Source organism: Shimazuella soli (assembly GCF_022511585.1).
In the GTDB taxonomy this organism is placed as follows: domain Bacteria; phylum Bacillota; class Bacilli; order Thermoactinomycetales; family Thermoactinomycetaceae; genus Shimazuella; species Shimazuella soli.
This window is the reverse complement of record NZ_JAKWBN010000013.1, coordinates 19,877-38,346: the sequence shown is the minus strand read 5'-3', so window position 1 is coordinate 38,346 and position 18,470 is coordinate 19,877. Positions and strand designations below refer to the sequence as shown.

At 35.7% G+C, this 18,470-nt stretch carries 17 protein-coding genes and 1 pseudogene; 6 read left to right on the top strand and 12 right to left on the bottom strand.

Annotation, left to right across the window (positions count from 1 at the left end; genetic code table 11):
- Nucleotides 1-30 precede the first annotated feature (30 nt).
- Nucleotides 31-543, bottom strand: a complete 513-nt coding sequence (locus MK805_RS17195) for an NUDIX hydrolase (RefSeq protein WP_240877152.1) — start codon at nucleotides 541-543, stop codon at nucleotides 31-33.
- A gap of 203 nt (nucleotides 544-746) precedes the next feature.
- The gene (locus tag MK805_RS17190; protein WP_240877151.1) at nucleotides 747-1,031 is read right to left on the bottom strand and encodes a hypothetical protein; all 285 of its coding nucleotides are present in this window, start codon (nucleotides 1,029-1,031) and stop codon (nucleotides 747-749) included.
- A gap of 263 nt (nucleotides 1,032-1,294) precedes the next feature.
- Between MK805_RS17190 and MK805_RS17185 the strand changes: the two genes are divergently transcribed.
- Together MK805_RS17185 and MK805_RS17180 are read left to right on the top strand one after the other, a co-directional pair.
- A complete protein-coding gene (locus MK805_RS17185; RefSeq protein ID WP_240877150.1) occupies nucleotides 1,295-2,554 on the top strand; it encodes a 4-hydroxybenzoate 3-monooxygenase in 1,260 nt (419 codons plus the stop codon).
- A gap of 46 nt (nucleotides 2,555-2,600) precedes the next feature.
- Nucleotides 2,601-3,119 (top strand): chorismate pyruvate-lyase family protein, encoded by a 519-nt coding sequence (locus tag MK805_RS17180; RefSeq protein ID WP_240877149.1) that lies wholly within the window; start codon nucleotides 2,601-2,603, stop codon nucleotides 3,117-3,119.
- A 125-nt stretch (nucleotides 3,120-3,244) separates the two neighbouring features.
- Here the strand turns inward: MK805_RS17180 and MK805_RS17175 are convergent, their stop codons facing one another.
- Together MK805_RS17175 and MK805_RS17170 are read right to left on the bottom strand one after the other, a co-directional pair.
- The gene (locus MK805_RS17175; RefSeq protein ID WP_240877148.1) at nucleotides 3,245-3,598 is read right to left on the bottom strand and encodes a hypothetical protein; all 354 of its coding nucleotides are present in this window, start codon (nucleotides 3,596-3,598) and stop codon (nucleotides 3,245-3,247) included.
- A 33-nt stretch (nucleotides 3,599-3,631) separates the two neighbouring features.
- Nucleotides 3,632-4,537: a GNAT family N-acetyltransferase gene (locus tag MK805_RS17170; RefSeq protein ID WP_240877147.1), complete on the bottom strand. Its 906-nt coding sequence runs from the start codon at nucleotides 4,535-4,537 to the stop codon at nucleotides 3,632-3,634.
- A 605-nt stretch (nucleotides 4,538-5,142) separates the two neighbouring features.
- On the opposite strand from MK805_RS17170, the gene MK805_RS17165 reads away from it, so the two are divergent.
- Nucleotides 5,143-6,237, top strand: coding sequence for a murein hydrolase activator EnvC family protein (locus tag MK805_RS17165; RefSeq protein WP_240877146.1), 1,095 nt, complete (start codon nucleotides 5,143-5,145; stop codon nucleotides 6,235-6,237).
- A 61-nt stretch (nucleotides 6,238-6,298) separates the two neighbouring features.
- Here MK805_RS17165 and MK805_RS17160 read toward each other — a convergent pair whose 3' ends face one another.
- Nucleotides 6,299-7,975, bottom strand: coding sequence for an NAD-dependent malic enzyme (locus MK805_RS17160; protein ID WP_240877145.1), 1,677 nt, complete (start codon nucleotides 7,973-7,975; stop codon nucleotides 6,299-6,301).
- A gap of 341 nt (nucleotides 7,976-8,316) precedes the next feature.
- On the opposite strand from MK805_RS17160, the gene MK805_RS17155 reads away from it, so the two are divergent.
- Nucleotides 8,317-9,711 carry a hypothetical protein gene (locus MK805_RS17155; RefSeq protein ID WP_240877144.1) on the top strand — a complete coding sequence of 465 codons (1,395 nt, stop codon included), beginning with the start codon at nucleotides 8,317-8,319 and terminating at the stop codon, nucleotides 9,709-9,711.
- Nucleotides 9,712-9,857: 146 nt separating this feature from the next.
- Here the strand turns inward: MK805_RS17155 and MK805_RS17150 are convergent, their stop codons facing one another.
- A complete protein-coding gene (locus tag MK805_RS17150; protein WP_240877143.1) occupies nucleotides 9,858-10,949 on the bottom strand; it encodes an NAD(P)H-dependent flavin oxidoreductase in 1,092 nt (363 codons plus the stop codon).
- 155 nt (nucleotides 10,950-11,104) lie between these two features.
- On the bottom strand, nucleotides 11,105-12,097 hold the full coding sequence (locus tag MK805_RS17145; RefSeq protein WP_240877142.1) for an NAD(P)/FAD-dependent oxidoreductase: 993 nt from the start codon (nucleotides 12,095-12,097) through the stop codon (nucleotides 11,105-11,107).
- Between the two features lie 434 nt (nucleotides 12,098-12,531).
- Between MK805_RS17145 and MK805_RS17140 the strand changes: the two genes are divergently transcribed.
- Nucleotides 12,532-12,948 carry a hypothetical protein gene (locus tag MK805_RS17140; RefSeq protein WP_240877141.1) on the top strand — a complete coding sequence of 139 codons (417 nt, stop codon included), beginning with the start codon at nucleotides 12,532-12,534 and terminating at the stop codon, nucleotides 12,946-12,948.
- A gap of 150 nt (nucleotides 12,949-13,098) precedes the next feature.
- Here the strand turns inward: MK805_RS17140 and MK805_RS17940 are convergent, their stop codons facing one another.
- Complete coding sequence (locus tag MK805_RS17940; protein WP_255724738.1) at nucleotides 13,099-13,227, bottom strand: hypothetical protein; 129 nt, start codon at nucleotides 13,225-13,227, stop codon at nucleotides 13,099-13,101.
- Nucleotides 13,228-13,601: 374 nt separating this feature from the next.
- On the opposite strand from MK805_RS17940, the gene MK805_RS17135 reads away from it, so the two are divergent.
- Nucleotides 13,602-14,213, top strand: a complete 612-nt coding sequence (locus tag MK805_RS17135) for a hypothetical protein (RefSeq protein ID WP_240877140.1) — start codon at nucleotides 13,602-13,604, stop codon at nucleotides 14,211-14,213.
- A 376-nt stretch (nucleotides 14,214-14,589) separates the two neighbouring features.
- Here MK805_RS17135 and MK805_RS17130 read toward each other — a convergent pair whose 3' ends face one another.
- The 4 genes and pseudogenes from MK805_RS17130 to MK805_RS17115 form a co-directional block, all read right to left on the bottom strand.
- Nucleotides 14,590-14,790: a hypothetical protein gene (locus MK805_RS17130; protein WP_240877139.1), complete on the bottom strand. Its 201-nt coding sequence runs from the start codon at nucleotides 14,788-14,790 to the stop codon at nucleotides 14,590-14,592.
- 446 nt (nucleotides 14,791-15,236) lie between these two features.
- The gene (locus MK805_RS17125) at nucleotides 15,237-15,626 is read right to left on the bottom strand and encodes a DUF1259 domain-containing protein (protein ID WP_240877137.1); all 390 of its coding nucleotides are present in this window, start codon (nucleotides 15,624-15,626) and stop codon (nucleotides 15,237-15,239) included.
- 232 nt (nucleotides 15,627-15,858) lie between these two features.
- A pseudogene (locus MK805_RS17120) lies at nucleotides 15,859-16,277 on the bottom strand (DUF421 domain-containing protein).
- A gap of 1,076 nt (nucleotides 16,278-17,353) precedes the next feature.
- Entirely contained in the window at nucleotides 17,354-18,331 is a 978-nt protein-coding gene (locus tag MK805_RS17115; RefSeq protein ID WP_240877135.1) for an FTR1 family iron permease, read from the bottom strand.
- Nucleotides 18,332-18,470 lie beyond the last annotated feature (139 nt).

Below are 18,470 nucleotides of genomic sequence, written 5' to 3'. Positions count from 1 at the left end.
AAAGAAAATAATAATCCATAATAGTTCTCACTAATTAATCGGAAACTGGTTTGATGTTATTGGTATGGAAGTACATTCTCGCAATCGTCCCTCTTGAAAAACGCTATAATACTCAAATAATTCCACTCTGCGCAAAACAGTAGGCAAGTACTTAGGTAGCGTATCTACTACTCCTCTATTATCCGAATGAAGTATCCACGAAACTTCTTTCCAATCTAGGATTCCTTCTCGGTTTTTAATCGGTGTTTCCAATATATATTCAGGAGGCAGTTCTACAAAAAATAGATACATTCCTCCTCTTGTATTTTCTTCTTCTGGCCATGTAACTATGCCTTTAAAATTTACTTGAGCGACTTGTATCCCTGTTTCTTCATGAACTTCTCGGATAATACACTCTTCAGGCGTTTCTTCTTTTTTTATTTTCCCACCGACCCCATTCCATCTACCCATCCAAACTTTTGCATCTTTATTTATCAAAAGAATCTTATCCGCTCTTTTTATGATGCAAATGGTATATGGCAATTTATAATAGATTTTGTTCATAGAATACCACCCTTCAACTAATACACATATTTGAAAAATGAAAACATCCTTTTATTGTTTTAATCCTTCTTACATTATGAAAATACATGATGAAATAAATTTCAACACTTTTCCAATAGAAATGTACAGCTTGGGTATTCTTATCCAATAAACTTTTAAATAACAAAAAGCCCTCCAACTACAGAAGGCTTTGACTATGAAAATCATTGATCATGACTATCTTTTTCCTCGTTATAATATTTGACTGAATACATAGATCCTTCCCATACCATATTGTTATCCCTTTCATCACAAGGTTCCGGGTTTCCTATCTTTCTTTTTAATTCTTGGTTATGCTCTTGGTATGATGTAGATGCATTCGGTTCAAATAAGTGTTGAAGTTTGTAGAATAGTCTATGTCTATTCCTTTTGTCTGCTAGTAAAAAAGTAGCAAAACCAATTGTGGACAAGGTGAAACCAGTTAAAAATGCTCTTCTTCGAGTGGTCATATTTCCCTCCCTTTTTCTTAACTTACCCAGTCTGATTATTATCCATCCTGTTAATTAAGATTCAAAAAAGCTACTTATCATAGTAATTTCTGATTTTGTACTATTCTTGTTTTTATTCCCAAATCGCGATCTATCAATAAAAGCATTTCCAAATAAAATAACAAAAGATATAATAGATATTGTTATAACTTTCACCCGATGTGGAGAAGCAAATCATTTTTTGGAATATTGAATAATTTTCAAGTCCTCTGGGAGGTTTGTTCATGATAGCGTCTCTTCCTTTCCATACTGAAGATGGGGAGCACAATCATATTGATGTAAAACGGACAAGTACAAAAGTTACTATATTAGGAGCTGGTCCAGCAGGACTGGTATTAGGTCTTCTGCTCCAAAAAGAAGGAATAGATTGTATTATAGTCGAACGCCAATCCCGGGATTATGTAGAGTCTAGAGCTCGAGCAGGATTTATTGAGCACCACATTGTAAAATTCATGAGAAAAAATGGGTTTTCAGACGGATTAGATAACAAAGGTGTCCCTCATACTATATGCGAATTTCGGCACAATGGACATAGTTATGAAATCCCATATGGTGAAGTCGCTAGTGGCTCCCATTGGGTATACCCCCAACAATTTGTTGTACAAGACTTCATTCAGCTATTCATCTCACGCGGAGGACAGATATTATTTTCTCACCCGGCCGTAGAATTAAAAGGATTGGAAAGTAGTCGTCCAGTAGTAACTTGTTCTTCCCCAATATCTACTAATACACTTTTGGAAATAGAATGCGATTACATAGCTGGGTGTGATGGATTTCATGGTATCAGCCGATCATCAATTCCGCAAAACAAAGCAAAAATATTTTCCAAACAATATGGAATTGGATGGTTAGCCATTCTAGCAGAAGTACCATCTACAATGGAAAGAATCGTGTATGCACTACATGAATCTGGATTTGCTGGACAAATGCCACGAACATCTGAAATCACTCGGTTTTACTTAGAGTGTCCCCCAAATGACACCGCCTCTAATTGGTCTGATGATCGAGTATGGGAGGAACTCAATAAACGCTTATCTATTGAAGGGGATGAGAACTTAGTTAGAGGACCATTGATTGAAAAGCGCGTTCTTAACATGCGCAGTGTTGTGATGGAACCCATGCAATTTGGAAAACTCTTTCTCGCTGGTGATGCTGCTCACATTATTACTCCTGTAGGAGCAAAAGGAATGAATCTAGCTATTGCCGATTCTGATGCCTTAGCAAAAGCTATCATCCATTATTATCACAATAGAGACGAAACGCTATTGAACCAATATTCAACTATGCGATTACCTCATATATGGAAAACACAAGAATTTTCAGATTGGATGATTCGATTGATTCACAATACGGTCGACTCAAACGAAAACAAATATTTAGCCTTTTCGGATCGCCTGCGTCAAGCCAGACTTGAAAGATTGCAGAAAAACGGCTCATATGCAACATTATTTGCTGAAGACTATGTTGGCTATTTTAAACCGTAATAAAAGATGATAATGATAAATTTAAGTGAAGTGTTGAAAGCATCATATGAAAGTGAATCAAATTCACTTAAATAAACTTGGAAAATTTATCGTTCAGACAACATCTTCCATCACGAAGTTAATTGAGATATTTTTCGAGGTACAACTAAAAGTAAAACTGATCAATCAACATGAAATGATTGAATGCCCAAAACACCTTAAAAAACACCATAAGATCCAATCAGATAAGCCTATTTTGCGTGAAATTTGTTTAATTGATTCCGCTAAACGTCCCTTCATCTATGCCGAGACACTTTTTTATAAAGAAAATATCAGTGTTAATATCGTAAATGAACTCTATGATACAGAAACTCCAATTGGCAAAATTATCGAAGAGAATAAGCTGGAATTTTATCGGGAAATTTTAGAATATGGATTCATCCAAGATTCAAGAATAGCCAAACATCTTGGAGTGGATAAGAATGATTGGATGATTTACAAAGTTTGCAGTACCATCCATCAGGCAAAAAACGTATTTTTAATTTGTGAATATTTCCCTATTAATCGTTTAAATCTTTTGCAATAACAAAATGAAAGCTTCAAACCTCCTCATCGATCTACTGATGAGGATGCAAAACCATCACAAGTGGGTGGCTCTCATCTATCTTGTCTAGGAATGTACATAGATATAGTTGCTTACAATATACTTTTTTAGGATCTTCTTCGATCTAAACCCATTTGAACTGGTGGATCTGAAAGCAGACTTGAATCCAAAATGTCATACCATTTCTCTTGTTCCGTTCGTCGTGCTTCCCAATTGGTATCTTGGCTTTTTTGTCTTACTTTATCGCGATATGCACCCCAAGCCTCTTCATTTTCAAACAACACAATATGTTCCACACTGTGTACATCCACACCAATGGTTCTAACATACCATTCTGTTTTTAATACCATCTCAAGCCCATCATAAAACCATGCCTCACGATCCTGCATCCATTTCCAAAATTCACGAAGGTTTGCACGAGCATATGCTGTAGGTTTAAATCTGTAAACTAAATATAACATTGATATCATCCTCGCTGATGTGTTTGAGCTTTATTACCAATTTGACCATGATAGATCAAGTCCTTCGGGTCTAGTAGCAAATCGATTCTTCCAATGCTCCACAACAGACATGTTGTGTTCATATGCTACCTGCTTACTTACCAAATTCGGTTTGTTCTGTATAGGAAGGATAACCATAGCTAAAGGATAGAGTACAGCTCCTCTTCTGACTTTTGACTCCCATGCAGAAATAGACAGATGTATATGCCGAAAACCATGTTGAGAAGCCCAATCTAAAGCCGCATATTGGGTGAGAACATAATAAGAATAAGGTGGATGGTCTTTTTCTGATCCCCAGTATCTTCCATACAACCAATCGCGATGTCGATAAAAAATAGCAATTGCTTTAACAGAACTACCGAGACGACAAAGTGCCACCACTGCTTTTTCTGCGACCTTACTCTCTAATTGAGCAGAAAAAGTGCGAGTCATCCATTCCAATCCCCCGCTAGATCCATACTTTCTCCGATTTTCTGCAATGAGTCTACCTGCAAATTGCATCATTTCAATGTCTAAAGATTTCCACTCAACTGTTGCCCCATAGGAATGAAAGCTTTTGATTTCCTGTAACCATTTTTTTCGATCACTTCGCTTAGCAGATCTTGTTAATTGGAGAAATCCTCCAGCGGGAACATGTAGGATTGGGTCTGCTGAATGTAAAATAACTCTTGCATCTGGACAGTATTCAGCTATTTTATTTGCATCATTTACAGACAGAAAAGGCCAGATTACACCCGAGTAATTTTTTTTTGCTGCATATACTCGTGCGGATTGAATTAATTTTTTAGCAACAAGTTTTTCCTGTCTACCATTTATGCAAATTAGAGAATTAGCTGTAACCCTATGTCCCCCCAACCATAAATACTGCTCGTCCCAAATACCTGGTAAATCACCAACCAATTTGGAAAGCGAGAACAGATTATCTTCAACAGATGGACCTTTCCAAGTAGGAATAGCACCTAGAAATTTATCTTCGTTTTTTACAACAAAAATAGGATTTTGACCATGCGCTAATTCTAAAGATTGTATCCATTCATAAGTAGAATAAAAACCACCTGGTCTAACTAAGGAATTCCAGCTGTCCGGGGAAATCTGATGAATAGTAGATATAATATCGATTGATATCTCCCCTTTGATGCAAACTATTCAAATGCCTCTCAGCACAAGCCTATTTTTTTACTACATATATAATTGTTTTATTTTCTATTTATATAAATATATGAGCATTTAATATAAAAGTAAAGAAAGCACGGTCTATACGAAATTTTCTGATCAATGATTTGAATGTGTGAGGTCTCCATCCAACTATGAAAACACACACTTTCTTCATATATATCTTCTACTCTAAAACTCCATTTTCATATAACCTAATATGGAGTAAACGAATAAGAATAAAATTATCTACAAAGGAGGAATTACAAGGTAAGTAAAATATATAGTTTCATTATAAGTTCACTTATTTTTACATAATGAGAAAAGCTTACAAGAGATTGGATTGATTTGATTTGCGAATATTACCTAAGAAACTAGTATTTTCTCTGCTAATTACAATACTTATCTCCCCTTTACTCCCTTTATCTGATGCTGATGCAGAAGATGTAACACGCGAAAAAATTCAACAACATTTACAAAACAAAGAAATCGTATTGAATGAATTAGCAAAACAAGATAAAGAATTACAACGTTTTGTAGAAGAGATAAACCAAACCAATACAAAAATCAAAAAAATCCAACAACAGGCTGCTCCTATTGAACAAAGACTTACTAATGCGGAGAAAGAAATGGAAAAATACGATCAGATCCTAAAAAAGCGCATTCGTATGTTTTATGAACAAGGCCAATTCAACTATACATCTCAACTCCTTGAATCTCAAAGTTTTGGTCAATTTCTAAACAAACTAGAAACAATTCGGATTATTATCAAACAGGACACTGCCCTAATTGAAGAAAGAAGAAAAGTAGTAGAGAAAATCAAAAAAGAAAAAAGCAAATTTGATGTCTTAGTCTCCGAACAAAACGAACAAATAAAAAAATCGAAAGTTGCATATGACGCATTAGTAAAGGAATTTCAAAAAAGTCAAAAGGACCTGAATGATTTAGAGGCTTTTGAAGAACTTCATGAGGATGAATTCAGTCAAATCAATTTAGAAGATTGGAAAAACGGGAAACTTCGATTTCCGTACAATGGTAAAATGCAGCGTCCTTCCCATGGACCTACTACCTCACAATGGGGATATCGAAATCATCCCATTTACAAACGGCCTATCCTACATCAAGGTGCAGATTATGGTGGTGGAACAGGAACGCCCATCTATTCTGCTGGAGATGGAGTTGTAGTATCCAGTGCACCAGCTTCCGGATATGGTTGGTTAATTACCATTTATCATGGTGAAAAAAATGGAAAACATGTCTTTACTCGATATGCACATAGTTATCCTAATCAAGTGAAAGTACATGCAGGAGAAAGAGTCAAAGCTGGAGAAAGAATTTCTTCGGTCGGAGCAAATGGAAACGTTACTGGACCTCACTTGCATTTTGAAGTAAGATATGGCAACGGAGAAAAACCACCTTCATCCGACCCCAGAAAATGGATTTCATGACATGTAGACGAAAAGAGATTGATGTATAAACACCAATCTCTTTTTTCTCCAAACATGTTTTTTATATCCCTTTAAGAGGACGATAAACTGGTTGCCACATAGCATCTTGAACAGCTCTTTGAATATCATCTGGAATCTTTCGCGCGACACCATCCTGAATCGCAGCTTGTACCACATGAGTAGCCACTGTTATGGATACCTCTCTTAATTTCTCCACTGGTGGTAATAGAGAAGTTCCCGGTTCCGCAATTTTTACCATCTCTGCAACTGCAACAGCTGCCGCTGCCAACATGTTATCTGTTACCCTCTCTGCTTGCGAGACAATTGTACCTAAGCCAATGCCAGGAAAAACAAAGGCATTATTAGCCTGACCAATTTCATATGTAATACCATTATAGGAAACAGGCTTAAAAGGACTACCAGTGGCTATAAGAGCTCTACCTTCTGTCCAGTTTATTAAGTCACTAGGAATTGCTTCTGACGAGCTAGTCGGATTAGACATAGGCAAGATAATAGGATAGTCGACATTAGCTGCCATCTCACGAACGATCTCCTCTGTAAATGCACCACCAACTGTTGAAGTTCCGATCAAAATAGTCGGATGGACTTGGCGAACCACTTCTTGAAAACTGATAGCCCTGTCTGTCGTATAACTCCAACCGGTTACTTCACCTGTAGATCTAGCATAAGGGCGTTGAAAATCAGCAAGGCTTTCCATATTTTCTACTAACAATCCAAATCTATCGATACACCAAAACTTACGGTTGGCTTCCTCTTTTGATAGACCACTACGAACCATCTCATCTCGAATCTGCTCTACAATGCCAATACCAGCTGAACCAGCACCAAACACCACAATCCGATGCTGTTCCAATGGAACCTTAGAAGCGCGAACAGCTGCCAGTACAACAGCTAAGGAAACAGCACCTGTACCTTGTATATCATCATTAAACGTACAATATTTATTTTGATATCTCTCTAAAATTGGTCTCGCATTAGGCTGTGCAAAATCTTCCCAATGCAGCAGAGCGTTTGGAAACATACGATTAGCGGTTTTTACATAGGCATCAATAAAAGCATCATATTGTTCTCCGCGAATTCTTGGATGACGTCTTCCGATATACAATGGATTTTCCAATAAACTTTCGCGATTCGTTCCAACATCTAAAATAACTGGAAGTACTCTACTGGGGTCAATTCCTCCAGCTGCTGTATAGACGGTGAGCTTTCCAATAGCAATATCGATCCCGCCAATTCCCCAGTCTCCTATCCCTAAAATTCTTTCCCCATCTGTAGCAACAATTAAATCGATGTCGTCTGAATGAACCCTTAAATTTTGGAATGCCTCTTCCATTCCATCTTGATCATCAATAGAAAGATATAGTCCATTTGGCCCACGATATACTTGACTATACTTCTGAATTGCTAAACCAATAGTTGGTGTATATACAATAGGTAACATTTCACTTATATGATCAGCCACCAACCGATAAAACAAAATCTCATTACGTGAACGCAATAAACTCAAATAAACATATTTACTAAGATCATCAGGTTGTTCTTTAAATTGTTCATAAGAACGTGATACTTGTTCTTCAAGGGTTAGAACAGCAGGTGGAAGTAATCCATTTAAACCAAGTTCCTGCCGTTCTTCCATTGAAAAAGCTACCCCTTTATTTAACCTGGAAGATTTTAAAATACTGCGACCTCGTAGTGTTGTTTCTTGTTGATCATGCATAAGAGTCCCTCCAATAAGTTCTATTTGGAAAAAATTATCTTGGTATAGGAATGAAAAAAAGACAAGTTTTTTTCTTGCAAATGAAACTCAGATATTTACCTTTCTTTTACTATTACATTATTGCCATCTTATGCAATGAAACGCCAATACCCATGAAAACATATTCTTTCCCTATATTCAAATGTCCTTAAACAACGAATATTACAAACCTATGTCTGTTTTTTTATACATTTGAAATAAACATAAAAAACTTTAAAGACGAAAATTATATGTTCATATGAATATAAAAAGTATATTATTATGTAATTATACTTATTTTCCTTATAAGGAGTATCTACTCTATGTTAAAACTACGCTCTTTCATATGTATCTTACTCTTGCCTATGTTTTTGATTGCTTGTTCGAATAACCTACTTTCTCAAAAAGAAAAAACGAATCATATCTCATCAAAACAAATTGCAAAAGCTATTGCTCCTTTTTTGCCAACTGGAGCGAAATGGACCTCACCAAAATTCGGAAAAATTCGCACTCCCTTTTTTGCAGCAGATCTTAATCATGATCAACAAGCAGAAGGGATTGGCCTATTTAAAGCTCAAAATCAATTAGGAATCATCATTATTGAAAAGGAAGGCCAAAAATGGAAAAAAATAGAACAGCGAACCTTCGCTGGAGATCAGTTTCAACTGGCGGGAGCAGAAGATTTGACTGGTGATACGTTACCTGAAATCATTCTTAGTATGCAAGGGGAAACAGAGCTGGAAGCTCAAACAAAAGTACTTCAATGGAGCAAGCAACATACATTATCTCCTATCCTTGATGAAAAAACGAGCGCTTCTGTACTTGATGACCTTGATCAAGATCATCAACCAGATCTAATCGTTTTTCAACAACTACCAGATATGAAAACAGAGATGATTCTTTACAAACCTTATCAACATAAACTTCACATAAAGGATGCAAAAAAAATAGACGGCAGCGTCGAAATGAGTTATATCACTGTTGGAAAAGTACAAAAAAATCGCCAAGGAATAGTTGCAGATATATTTCAAGGTGCTCATGGAGGGAAAGCTGGCATCTTCTACATCCAAAAAGGGAAATTATACGATGCCTTTGACAGCTTAAACAGTGAACAAAACAATCGACTATACAATGTAAAAAGTCAAGATATCAATCATGATGGTATTATTGATATCGCTTTTACGGAGATGGTCAATAATAGCCAAAGCTTATCCAATGCTGAGCAACCATCCATCTATAGCTGGTATAATTGGAGTGAAAATAATCAATTAAAATTAGTTTATGAGCAGTATGTAGATGATATCTTAGGCTTGCGTATATCTTATCCGGCTCAATGGAGAGGAAAAATACGAGCATCCATAAATCCTGATACACGCACCATTAGTTTTGGTCTCCCTTTACCACAAAACAAATTGACACTCCTCATTATGGCGGAGATTTCAGCTGTTAAAAAATCAGATTGGCCAAAACTAAAGCAAAGTTTTGATGCTTACAAGGAAATCGGAACGTTTGATTATTCCATCCTATCTAATCAGGGTAATACCGTTTATATAGCCACTATTTACAATAAAAAAGCAGCACAACAAATGAATGCAGGAGCTACTTATGATCAAGCTGAACAATCTGGAATGATTCCCACCCATTCCAGCTTAAAAAAATGGATTGAAATCTACCATGATGCGTACCAAGAATATTTACGATTACCTGAATTACCATAGGCGATATTAATAGAAAACAAACTTATCTAAAAAAGAAACAAGGAAACCTTTTATTCCATCCTCCTTGTTTCTTTTTTATTTTTGTTCCATTCAATGGAGTTAACCCGTATACTTGATCCTTTTTCATAGCAGAATAGTGATACAGCTTACTCCTTGCTGAATGTATTCATTGAAGCTATTTCTTTTAGGATCTTTCTTGCTTGATCAACCGTTAGTTGAACTATTGTCTCCGCTGGGTGATCAGTGGCTAAGCGAAGACCTTGTCCTGCCCAGAGAGACATATACTCAGAGTTATTCGCTTTTGCAGCTGCTTGACGAATATCTTTTGTCATTGCATTTTGAATGGGAAATGCAGGAATAGTGCTTGGAAAATGTTGCATTTCATTCATAAAGGTTGTTCGAATCCCACGCGCATCTTTGCCTGAGTATGCACGAGTTACTTCTGTAGCATCTTCATGTTCCAATAGAACTTTTTGTTTATAAACACGATGTGCACCGCTTTCCGGACAAGCCAAAAACGCAGTTCCCATTTGTACAGCAGCTGCACCTAATACAAGACTTGAAACAAGCCCTCTTCCATCCATAATCCCCCCTGATGCGATAACTGGGATCGACGCTTGATCTACAATCTGCGGCACAAGAGCCATCGTTCCTATTAGAGAATGAGAACTATCCTTTAGAAATGTACCACGATGTCCTCCTGATTCACTTCCTTGAGCTACAATAGCATCTACTCCTGCTTGTTCCAATAGTCTAGCTTCATCAACGGTAGTCGCAGTTCCAATTACAACAATTTTTCTTGACTTCATTTCCTCTAAAAGAGATTGTGAAGGTATACCAAAGGTAAAACTAAATACAGGGATTTTTTCCTCTAGTATTACTTGAACCTGATCCTGAAATTCCTCTTGATACTTTAGAATCGAAGGATTATGGGAGATGCCCAGTTTTGTCCGGTATTTATTGAGATAATTTGTCATTTTACTAATGGTTTCTTTCGATTCCTTGGGATTTTCAGGGACAAATAAATTGACTCCAAATGGACGGTCTGTTAATTGTCTGATCTTATGAATTTCACTACGAAGATGTTCTGGTGCTAAGTATGCTGCCCCCAAACTTCCTAGTCCACCTGCATTTGAAACTGCAGCTACTAAGGTAGGAGTAGTAGGTCCACCTGCCATTGGAGCTTGTATAATTGGAAAACGAATATGAAGAAGACGGGTTAAGTCCGTATCAAGCATTTTTGCAACCTCCATGAAATGTTATCTAATCTAATCGAATCTATTTTAATACAAAGATGCAATTTCAATGAGGATAAAACCATTTAATGAATTTGGAATTATCAATAAACTGCACATACTTATTTGCATTCTTATAAAATGAATAGCTGAAAAATTTAAGAGAATAAGGTTGTACTGTGTATGGGTTGAACTTTCGATTCTGGATTCATGTAAGCCTTTGCATTATTAACAGCTGTAGAACCTTCACCAAAACCAGTCACGATAAGTTTAACTTTTCCATCATAGGTACAGATGTCTCCTGCTGCATAAATACCAGGAATATTTGTTTCTTGTTTGGAATTGACGATAATTGCATTTTTCTCTAACTTTAAACCCCATGATTTAATTGGGCCAAGAGAAGACACAAAGCCATAAAAAACAAGAACATCATCTACGTCAATCAGCTCTTTCTTTCCATTTTTGCTATGTTCAATAGCTACTTTCGAAATGCTTTTGTTTCCAATTAACTCAACTGGAATATAGGGCGTTTTGATTTGTACAGCAGAATTTAGGAGTAATTCCATACTATGCTCATGTGCACGGAATTTATCACGTCGATGAATCAATGTCACTTGTTTTGCTATTGACTCTAGCATCAGTGCCCAGTCAACAGCTGAATCTCCACCTCCAAAAAGAACCACTTTCTTTCCAGTAAATTCATTTATATCTTTGACAAAGTAATGAAGATTAGTGAGCTCAAACCTCTCTGCATTATCTAATTCGATTTTTCTTGGTTGAAATGCACCATTTCCAGCTGTTATTATGATAGTTTTTGAATAATGAAAAGTTTGATTGGTTTTTAATCTAAAAATATCATCAGATTGTTTCTCCACTTTTTCAACGGCTTCATCCAAACAAGTAGTTGGTTGAAACGGCTCCATTTGTTTCTTTAAATTATTCACTAACTCTTGTGCCCTCACCTTTGGAAAGCCAGCCACATCATAAATATATTTATCTGGGTACAATGCAGATAATTGCCCCCCTAATTGTGGCAGACTTTCTATTATTTTAACCTTAGCTTTCCTCATGCCTGCATAGAAGGCTGTAAATAGCCCTACAGGTCCTCCACCAATGACAGTTACATCATAGATTTCATTTTCTGATGGCATTTTACTCACCTCTCTAAATTACTCCATACATCATCCATGACATTTGAACTATATATTTTTATATACCCTTTTATTCCAAAGCCAATTCCATTTTAAGACTCATCCCCGCTATCCATGACCTTTTAGAACGAGATAAACGAGATACGTTTATATTTTTATTCAACTCGAATCTCCTCAACTAGGCAAACTGCTCCTATTAATATAAGTTTTTTACAGATTAATATTTATATTTGTTGGACTTTGTATTAATTATCAGTATAATTAATTTATTATTACATTTATTCATTTACTAGGATATATTCTTATTATTTAACAATCACTCTCTATATATTGAAAAATTGCCTTCTAGAGTAGTACTACCACATTTTCTTACTATGAAATGATAGATGTACTCAATAAAAGGAGCAAAGCTCCCAAGAGAGGAAGTTAAAATCATGTACAAAACAATCACGTTCTTCCGAAATATTGAGGAGGAAAAATTTAGAGAACTTTATCTAGAACAACTTTTACCCATTTTTTACAATCTACCGGGTTTCGTATGTACCGATGTAACTTCTATTACTTTTGATAATCCAAATATGTCCGAGAAAGCTGCCAACGTTCAATATATGATTGAAGCTCACTTTGAAACTCTAGAAACCATGAATAAAGTATTAACCTCTCAAGAAATTGGTCAAATGATGCAGACAGCTTTAACGGAAAATGCTGGAGACATCTTCTTTTTCACAGGTAATACTGCACGTATTTACTCAGATGAATCCAAAGAAAAATATCATAAACTTGAAAAAAAGGGATCTGTAATCGATGACTACTCGGGTGGAACACTCAAAACCTATCAATACGATAAATAAAAGAATATACATATTATAATGCAAATTCCCCTGCTATAAGTTCGATTCAATATCGAACTTATTTTTTTATTTCCCTCTATTCGAATGATTTGAAAATGTAACTATCCTTGTTCCATAATCTTAAATGTCATCTATCTTTTCTCCTCTCCTTCAAATAATGTCTTCATCTTGTTTTTCTTTTTGTTGTTCCAAACTATTCTCTTTATCCTTTTCTATGAACAGAATAGGACTTGTTTTATTGACTACTGCTAATACTTTGCTGTGATCTGAAACAGACACTGATAAATAATCTCACCTTTAAACAAACTTTCATCCAAAATAACGTATAGTTTGATGAACAAAGTTGAAAGAATTATACTAGTAGAACAACATTATTTGAAATATATGACGCCTACTTGGAAAGTTATTGTATGGATATTTGATTTGAAAAACAAAATAAATAAAAAAGATGACAACAAACCTAAGTCAAAGTGAGTAATGTTTGAAAAGCAAGTTTTGATCTGTCCAAAACTTGGACTGGCAATTACCAAAAGATCCATTCGACTTCCATCATAGAAAAATCTATGTTGATTTTAAAAACCAAGCTATTTGATTTACTATAAACTTCCCATTCTTTCAAAGTCTTCACCAATAGATTAAAAGGAGATACTATTTTGAAAAAGGATAAACGAGTATTTATACCAATTATATTAATCTCTCTAATTTTTCTTTTCTTTGTTGCATATTCAGCCTACAAAACTTCCCTTCAGCCACCTGGAAACCATCAGAGTACACCGCCAAATGGTATACACAACTTAAACGAACAAAAAGGATTTGACTTTACTATCTTTGGAAACGCAGCAATTGTGCTCGGTGCAATCAGTTATTGGTGGTTATTGTTCAAGAAAAAACTTGCTTCTCCTTTCAAACCATTAAAATTATGGGGAAAACGACTATATGCTATTCATACCTTTACAGGATGGATCGCATTAATCCTTGTGATTATTCATGGTACCTACTACTTATTTACAAAGTTTGATGACCCTAAACTATTAACTGGCATTGCAGCTTTTTTAATCCTACTTACCCTTGCCATTTATGGTTGGTTCTATCAGCGTGTAAAGAATAAGTATATTCGTACCTCTCATTTTATCTTAAGTCACATTTGGCTAATCGCTCTATTTATTCATGCTGGAGGACTTTTCTTCTTTATGATTGTAGTAACCATTTTATTATGGGCAACCATAACATGGATAGATAAACGAAATAAGCAAGCAACTTCTTAAACTCAAGTTCAATATCATTGAGAAAAATACTGCTATCTTGAACAGCAAGTCTTGACATGGTAGTTTTGACAACAAAACGAGGGATCACTATATTTCCCATGTGATTCCTTGTTTTGTAATTCATCATTTATTATCCTTCACTATTACATAAAAGGTTGTTGCATAATAAAATCTGGACTATGAACAAAGTCGCTTGGTGTGTGTTTTTTCCGCGACTGCCCACTGAAAAACACAAAGGACACTTCACTTATCCACATCTTCGCTTTTGTGATGAATAATGCAACAGATTCATAAAATTATTGACTAAAATATACCGGTTGACTCTTTCTACCTATATTTTGAACCGCTATCCTTGTTTCGGATAACGGTTCCTATGTCAACTTAAGCCACAACAGGAACAGTGTGTTTTAACTTCTTGTTCTGTCCCGAGAACTGCACTAATCCAGAAGAGGAAAAAAGCAACGCTTTCGACAGCGTATACATATTCCACTCCGTTTTCTGTGACAGTAAATTGACCATCAGAATCTTCTCTTAAACAGATAGGTTTATTGTCCTGAGTCAAAGCAACCGTATGCATGGCGAACTCCTAAACTGCTCATGACATATTGTATAATATTTTATTTTCTGGTATAAATAGCTCTAATTAGCCATTTTAGGAACATTTATTATTTTAGCGCATTGATCTGATCAATATATCCGGACGTAAATAATTTGCCCTTTTCCTTAACAGTACACCATCTAATTCTTTTTCCTCCATGAAGGTAAATAATTTCTCTATAGGTGTTTGAATGCTATGCATCAGCTTGTTACCCGCCATAAAGCTTCGACTCTCCTATCATTTAATTGAATACAATAATAATTAACGTATCAAATCTTTTGCATATCAGTTCATGAAAACAGTTACAATATTTCATCAATCTTTTTTCCAGTGGGAGAAGTGCGGGCAAGCTGGCTGTCGATTCGACAGTCTAGCTTGCCCGCCAAAAATCACTCATCTTTATTTCTACTAAGATAAAAGCATATTTATCTGATGGTGTTTAACGCTTTCCTTACTTTCCTTGCAAAAATTAATGGTTTTTCATTCGACTCAATGTTGACATAGATCAAACGCGGTCTATCAAATAACCATTCGTTGTGTATAGAGGAAACTTTTATCTTTCGATTACGAATTACAGAAATAAATCGCTCGACTTCAGTCTGTAATAATGCGACTCTGCCTAAACATAGAGCCCTACCGCTTCTTTTATCTCTTGACTCAAATGAGAAAGAAGAAGTCACTCCAAACCTTTTCCCCAAAATGGTTGCATGGATTTGATTTCTTGATATAGTAGCTACACATTTCCCACCCGCAAATCCAGGTTGCCCACCAATGATTTTTGCAAACTTCCGACAGAGTGTTCTATTATGGTTCATCGTAAGATACCTCCTGTTCCCTTTACGGTATGAGATAGCGAACAGGTTTGAATCAACACGTGTCTACTTAATGATTTTCAACTTCTTGTTTAGCGAGAAACTCCAAAACCCCCAAGCCTCTGTTGATTTCGTCTTGGTTATTATGAACAAAAGTTATACAAACCAGAAGTAGACACACGTAACAGAACGAAACAAAAAATCTTACGGCTTAGCTGTTGGGAGCGTCAAAATACTACACTCTATCAATAAATAGAGACCCATCTCCATGAATTTCAGCATAAAACACTTCCTGAACAGATTTAATTCCATTTTTATTCAGCTCGCTATACACCCACTCCTCATTCAGATGAAGCTCTTCTAAATTTTTTTTACAATTTTTCCATCTGTAATTATCTCTGAAGGCAAGTAAGGCATAGGTGCAGTGGTAATACCCAGATCTCCTTTTATCACAGTTTGTTTGTCTGACTTTTTAAGTATGCTCAACTTGCCATTTGGCTCAAAAATAGCATAGTGCACTTCTTGAATACTAAATACAGCATGCTCACGTAACATCATACTCAGATCATCCAAATTCAAATGATTCGTTTTTAGCACTTCCCGCTGTATTTTTCCGTCTTTTATAATAATCGAAGGCTGATCATCCAATAACACCCTTGCCTTTATCGATTTCAAGCCTATAATACCTATTAAAAATGTTAACAATGTCCACCAAATCAAACTTACTATTCCATCCCAAAATGCCGTGTCATTCTCACCAGCAATTTCGGCAGCAATCGAACCAATGTATTCCTGTTATGTAGTTGAAAAATGTCATATGGCTCATTTGCTTTTTTCCCAAGATCCTGCCTAAAACAAGTAGGACACCAAAAGTTATGATACTCTAGCCGTCATCTCTCAAAAGTCGATCCTCGCAAAACTAAATTCCTCCAAAAATAATCCCCCTTTATGATGTTAGCATTATCGGCTATCAAGAGATATTAGTCAGAGGGTAAGAAGATAAGTGTTGGCTATTCGATATTAAAAATCAATTTTAATCTTAATCAGTTTAGGAAAATGAAATTAATTTAGTCAATAAGCATCAATTTCTTTTTGATTGCTAAAACACAAAAAACCCATTTGAGAAAAGAAATGGAAAACATGATTCTTTTCTCAAATGGGACATCATTTATCTATTGAGATGATCTGCAAAAACTAATCGTCTCCGCAATCACAACCTCCACAATCGCAATCTCCAAAATCGCTACAATCGCCGCATGCTTCCCCACTCAGAAATCCACAGCTCCCACAGACAAGATAATTTCCGCAATTATTGTCATCATGATGATGGTGGTGATGATGTCCATGATGATGATGATGGTGGTGCCTTCTTCGCCAAAAGAACATAGGTACTATCCCAGACAAAAGCATAATGGAAGCTCCTTCGAATATTACACCTCCAAATAGAAAGTGTACTCCACTTATCATCAAAATGAAAAAGGTTATTAAAGAAAGAAAAAACAATCTTGATTCTCCTTTCACGCTTCAGAAAATTAGTTTGTTTTTTAATTATACTATACTTCGAATGAGACAAAGATATCTCATCGTAAAGATTCTCAGGGCTATTGGAGAATATGTACTATCCAAAATGTTAGACAATGATGACGATATCGAAGTTTTTCGATAAAGAAGACTAAAAAACGCCTACTAGGCGTTTTTGTCTTTTAATTTATTATCTTATACAAGTACCATTAACTTGCTACCTGAGCCCGCTGTTTACTTTGTTTAGCCGCTTTTTGTTTGGTTAGGAAACGAGCGATTAAGTATGAACCAAGAACATATACCACAGCTATAGCTTGAGACGATAACGTCTCTACTGTTGGGAAAATACAAAACCAAGTTCCCATCCATTCAGGAAAATGTAATGGGATAACAGTTGTACCAATCCAACCTGCAAGTTGCATCTCTTGAACCGTTTCTCCCACCATTACAGCTAAGACTACCACTAAAAGACCACCTGTAAATACCAACATTTTTTTATAAGGGAGACGGCGATGCCCTAGAAAAGTAAGTACTCCTACTATCATAGTTAAAGCTAACCCAATCAGGGCTCCTTTTAAAATAACTCCAGAGCCAACTTTTAATCGCAAATTTTGAAGGAAGAGAACAACTTCAAATCCTTCCCGGTATACAGATGTAAGTCCTAGTATAAAGAGGGACCAAAAAGTACTCTTTTCGACTACTTCTTTACTATTATCCGTTATTTTAATCTTTTTGCGATTATGAAGGTTAATCCACCCTTGCCAGTATATCTTATGAAAAAACCAATTCATAATGATGCATAAAACAATAACAGCTAACAATCCTGTCGCAGCTTGTATATTTAGCTCAGATGCATTCACAGAAGCAATTATCCCTACAACGATAAACCATGTTGCAAGTGTAGCTAAGAAAGATACTCCTGCTCCTGCTGAAATGGGTTTCCAATAATTATCTTGTTTTTTACGAACTAAACCAGAAATAATCGCAGACAATACTAAAATTGCCTCTAATCCCTCTCGAAAAATAAGAATAGCTGTATTGATGATCGCAGAACCTGGTGTGATATTTTTAGCAGTAGGATCAGGATTTCCATGGAAATTTACACCTTGCCATATGATAACACCAATTACTATGAGTAACGAAACAGCTATGAGAATAGTTTTTATGTTGAATACCTTTTTTAACAATGCATTCTCCCCCAAATAACAAACTGAAAATGATAATCTTTATCAATGAGTGTCCTGCATTATTTTATTTTTTTATCTCTTTTATGTCAAGGCAATCTCTTCATTTACCTATCTTTTCTACTTCATTTTTATTTAAATA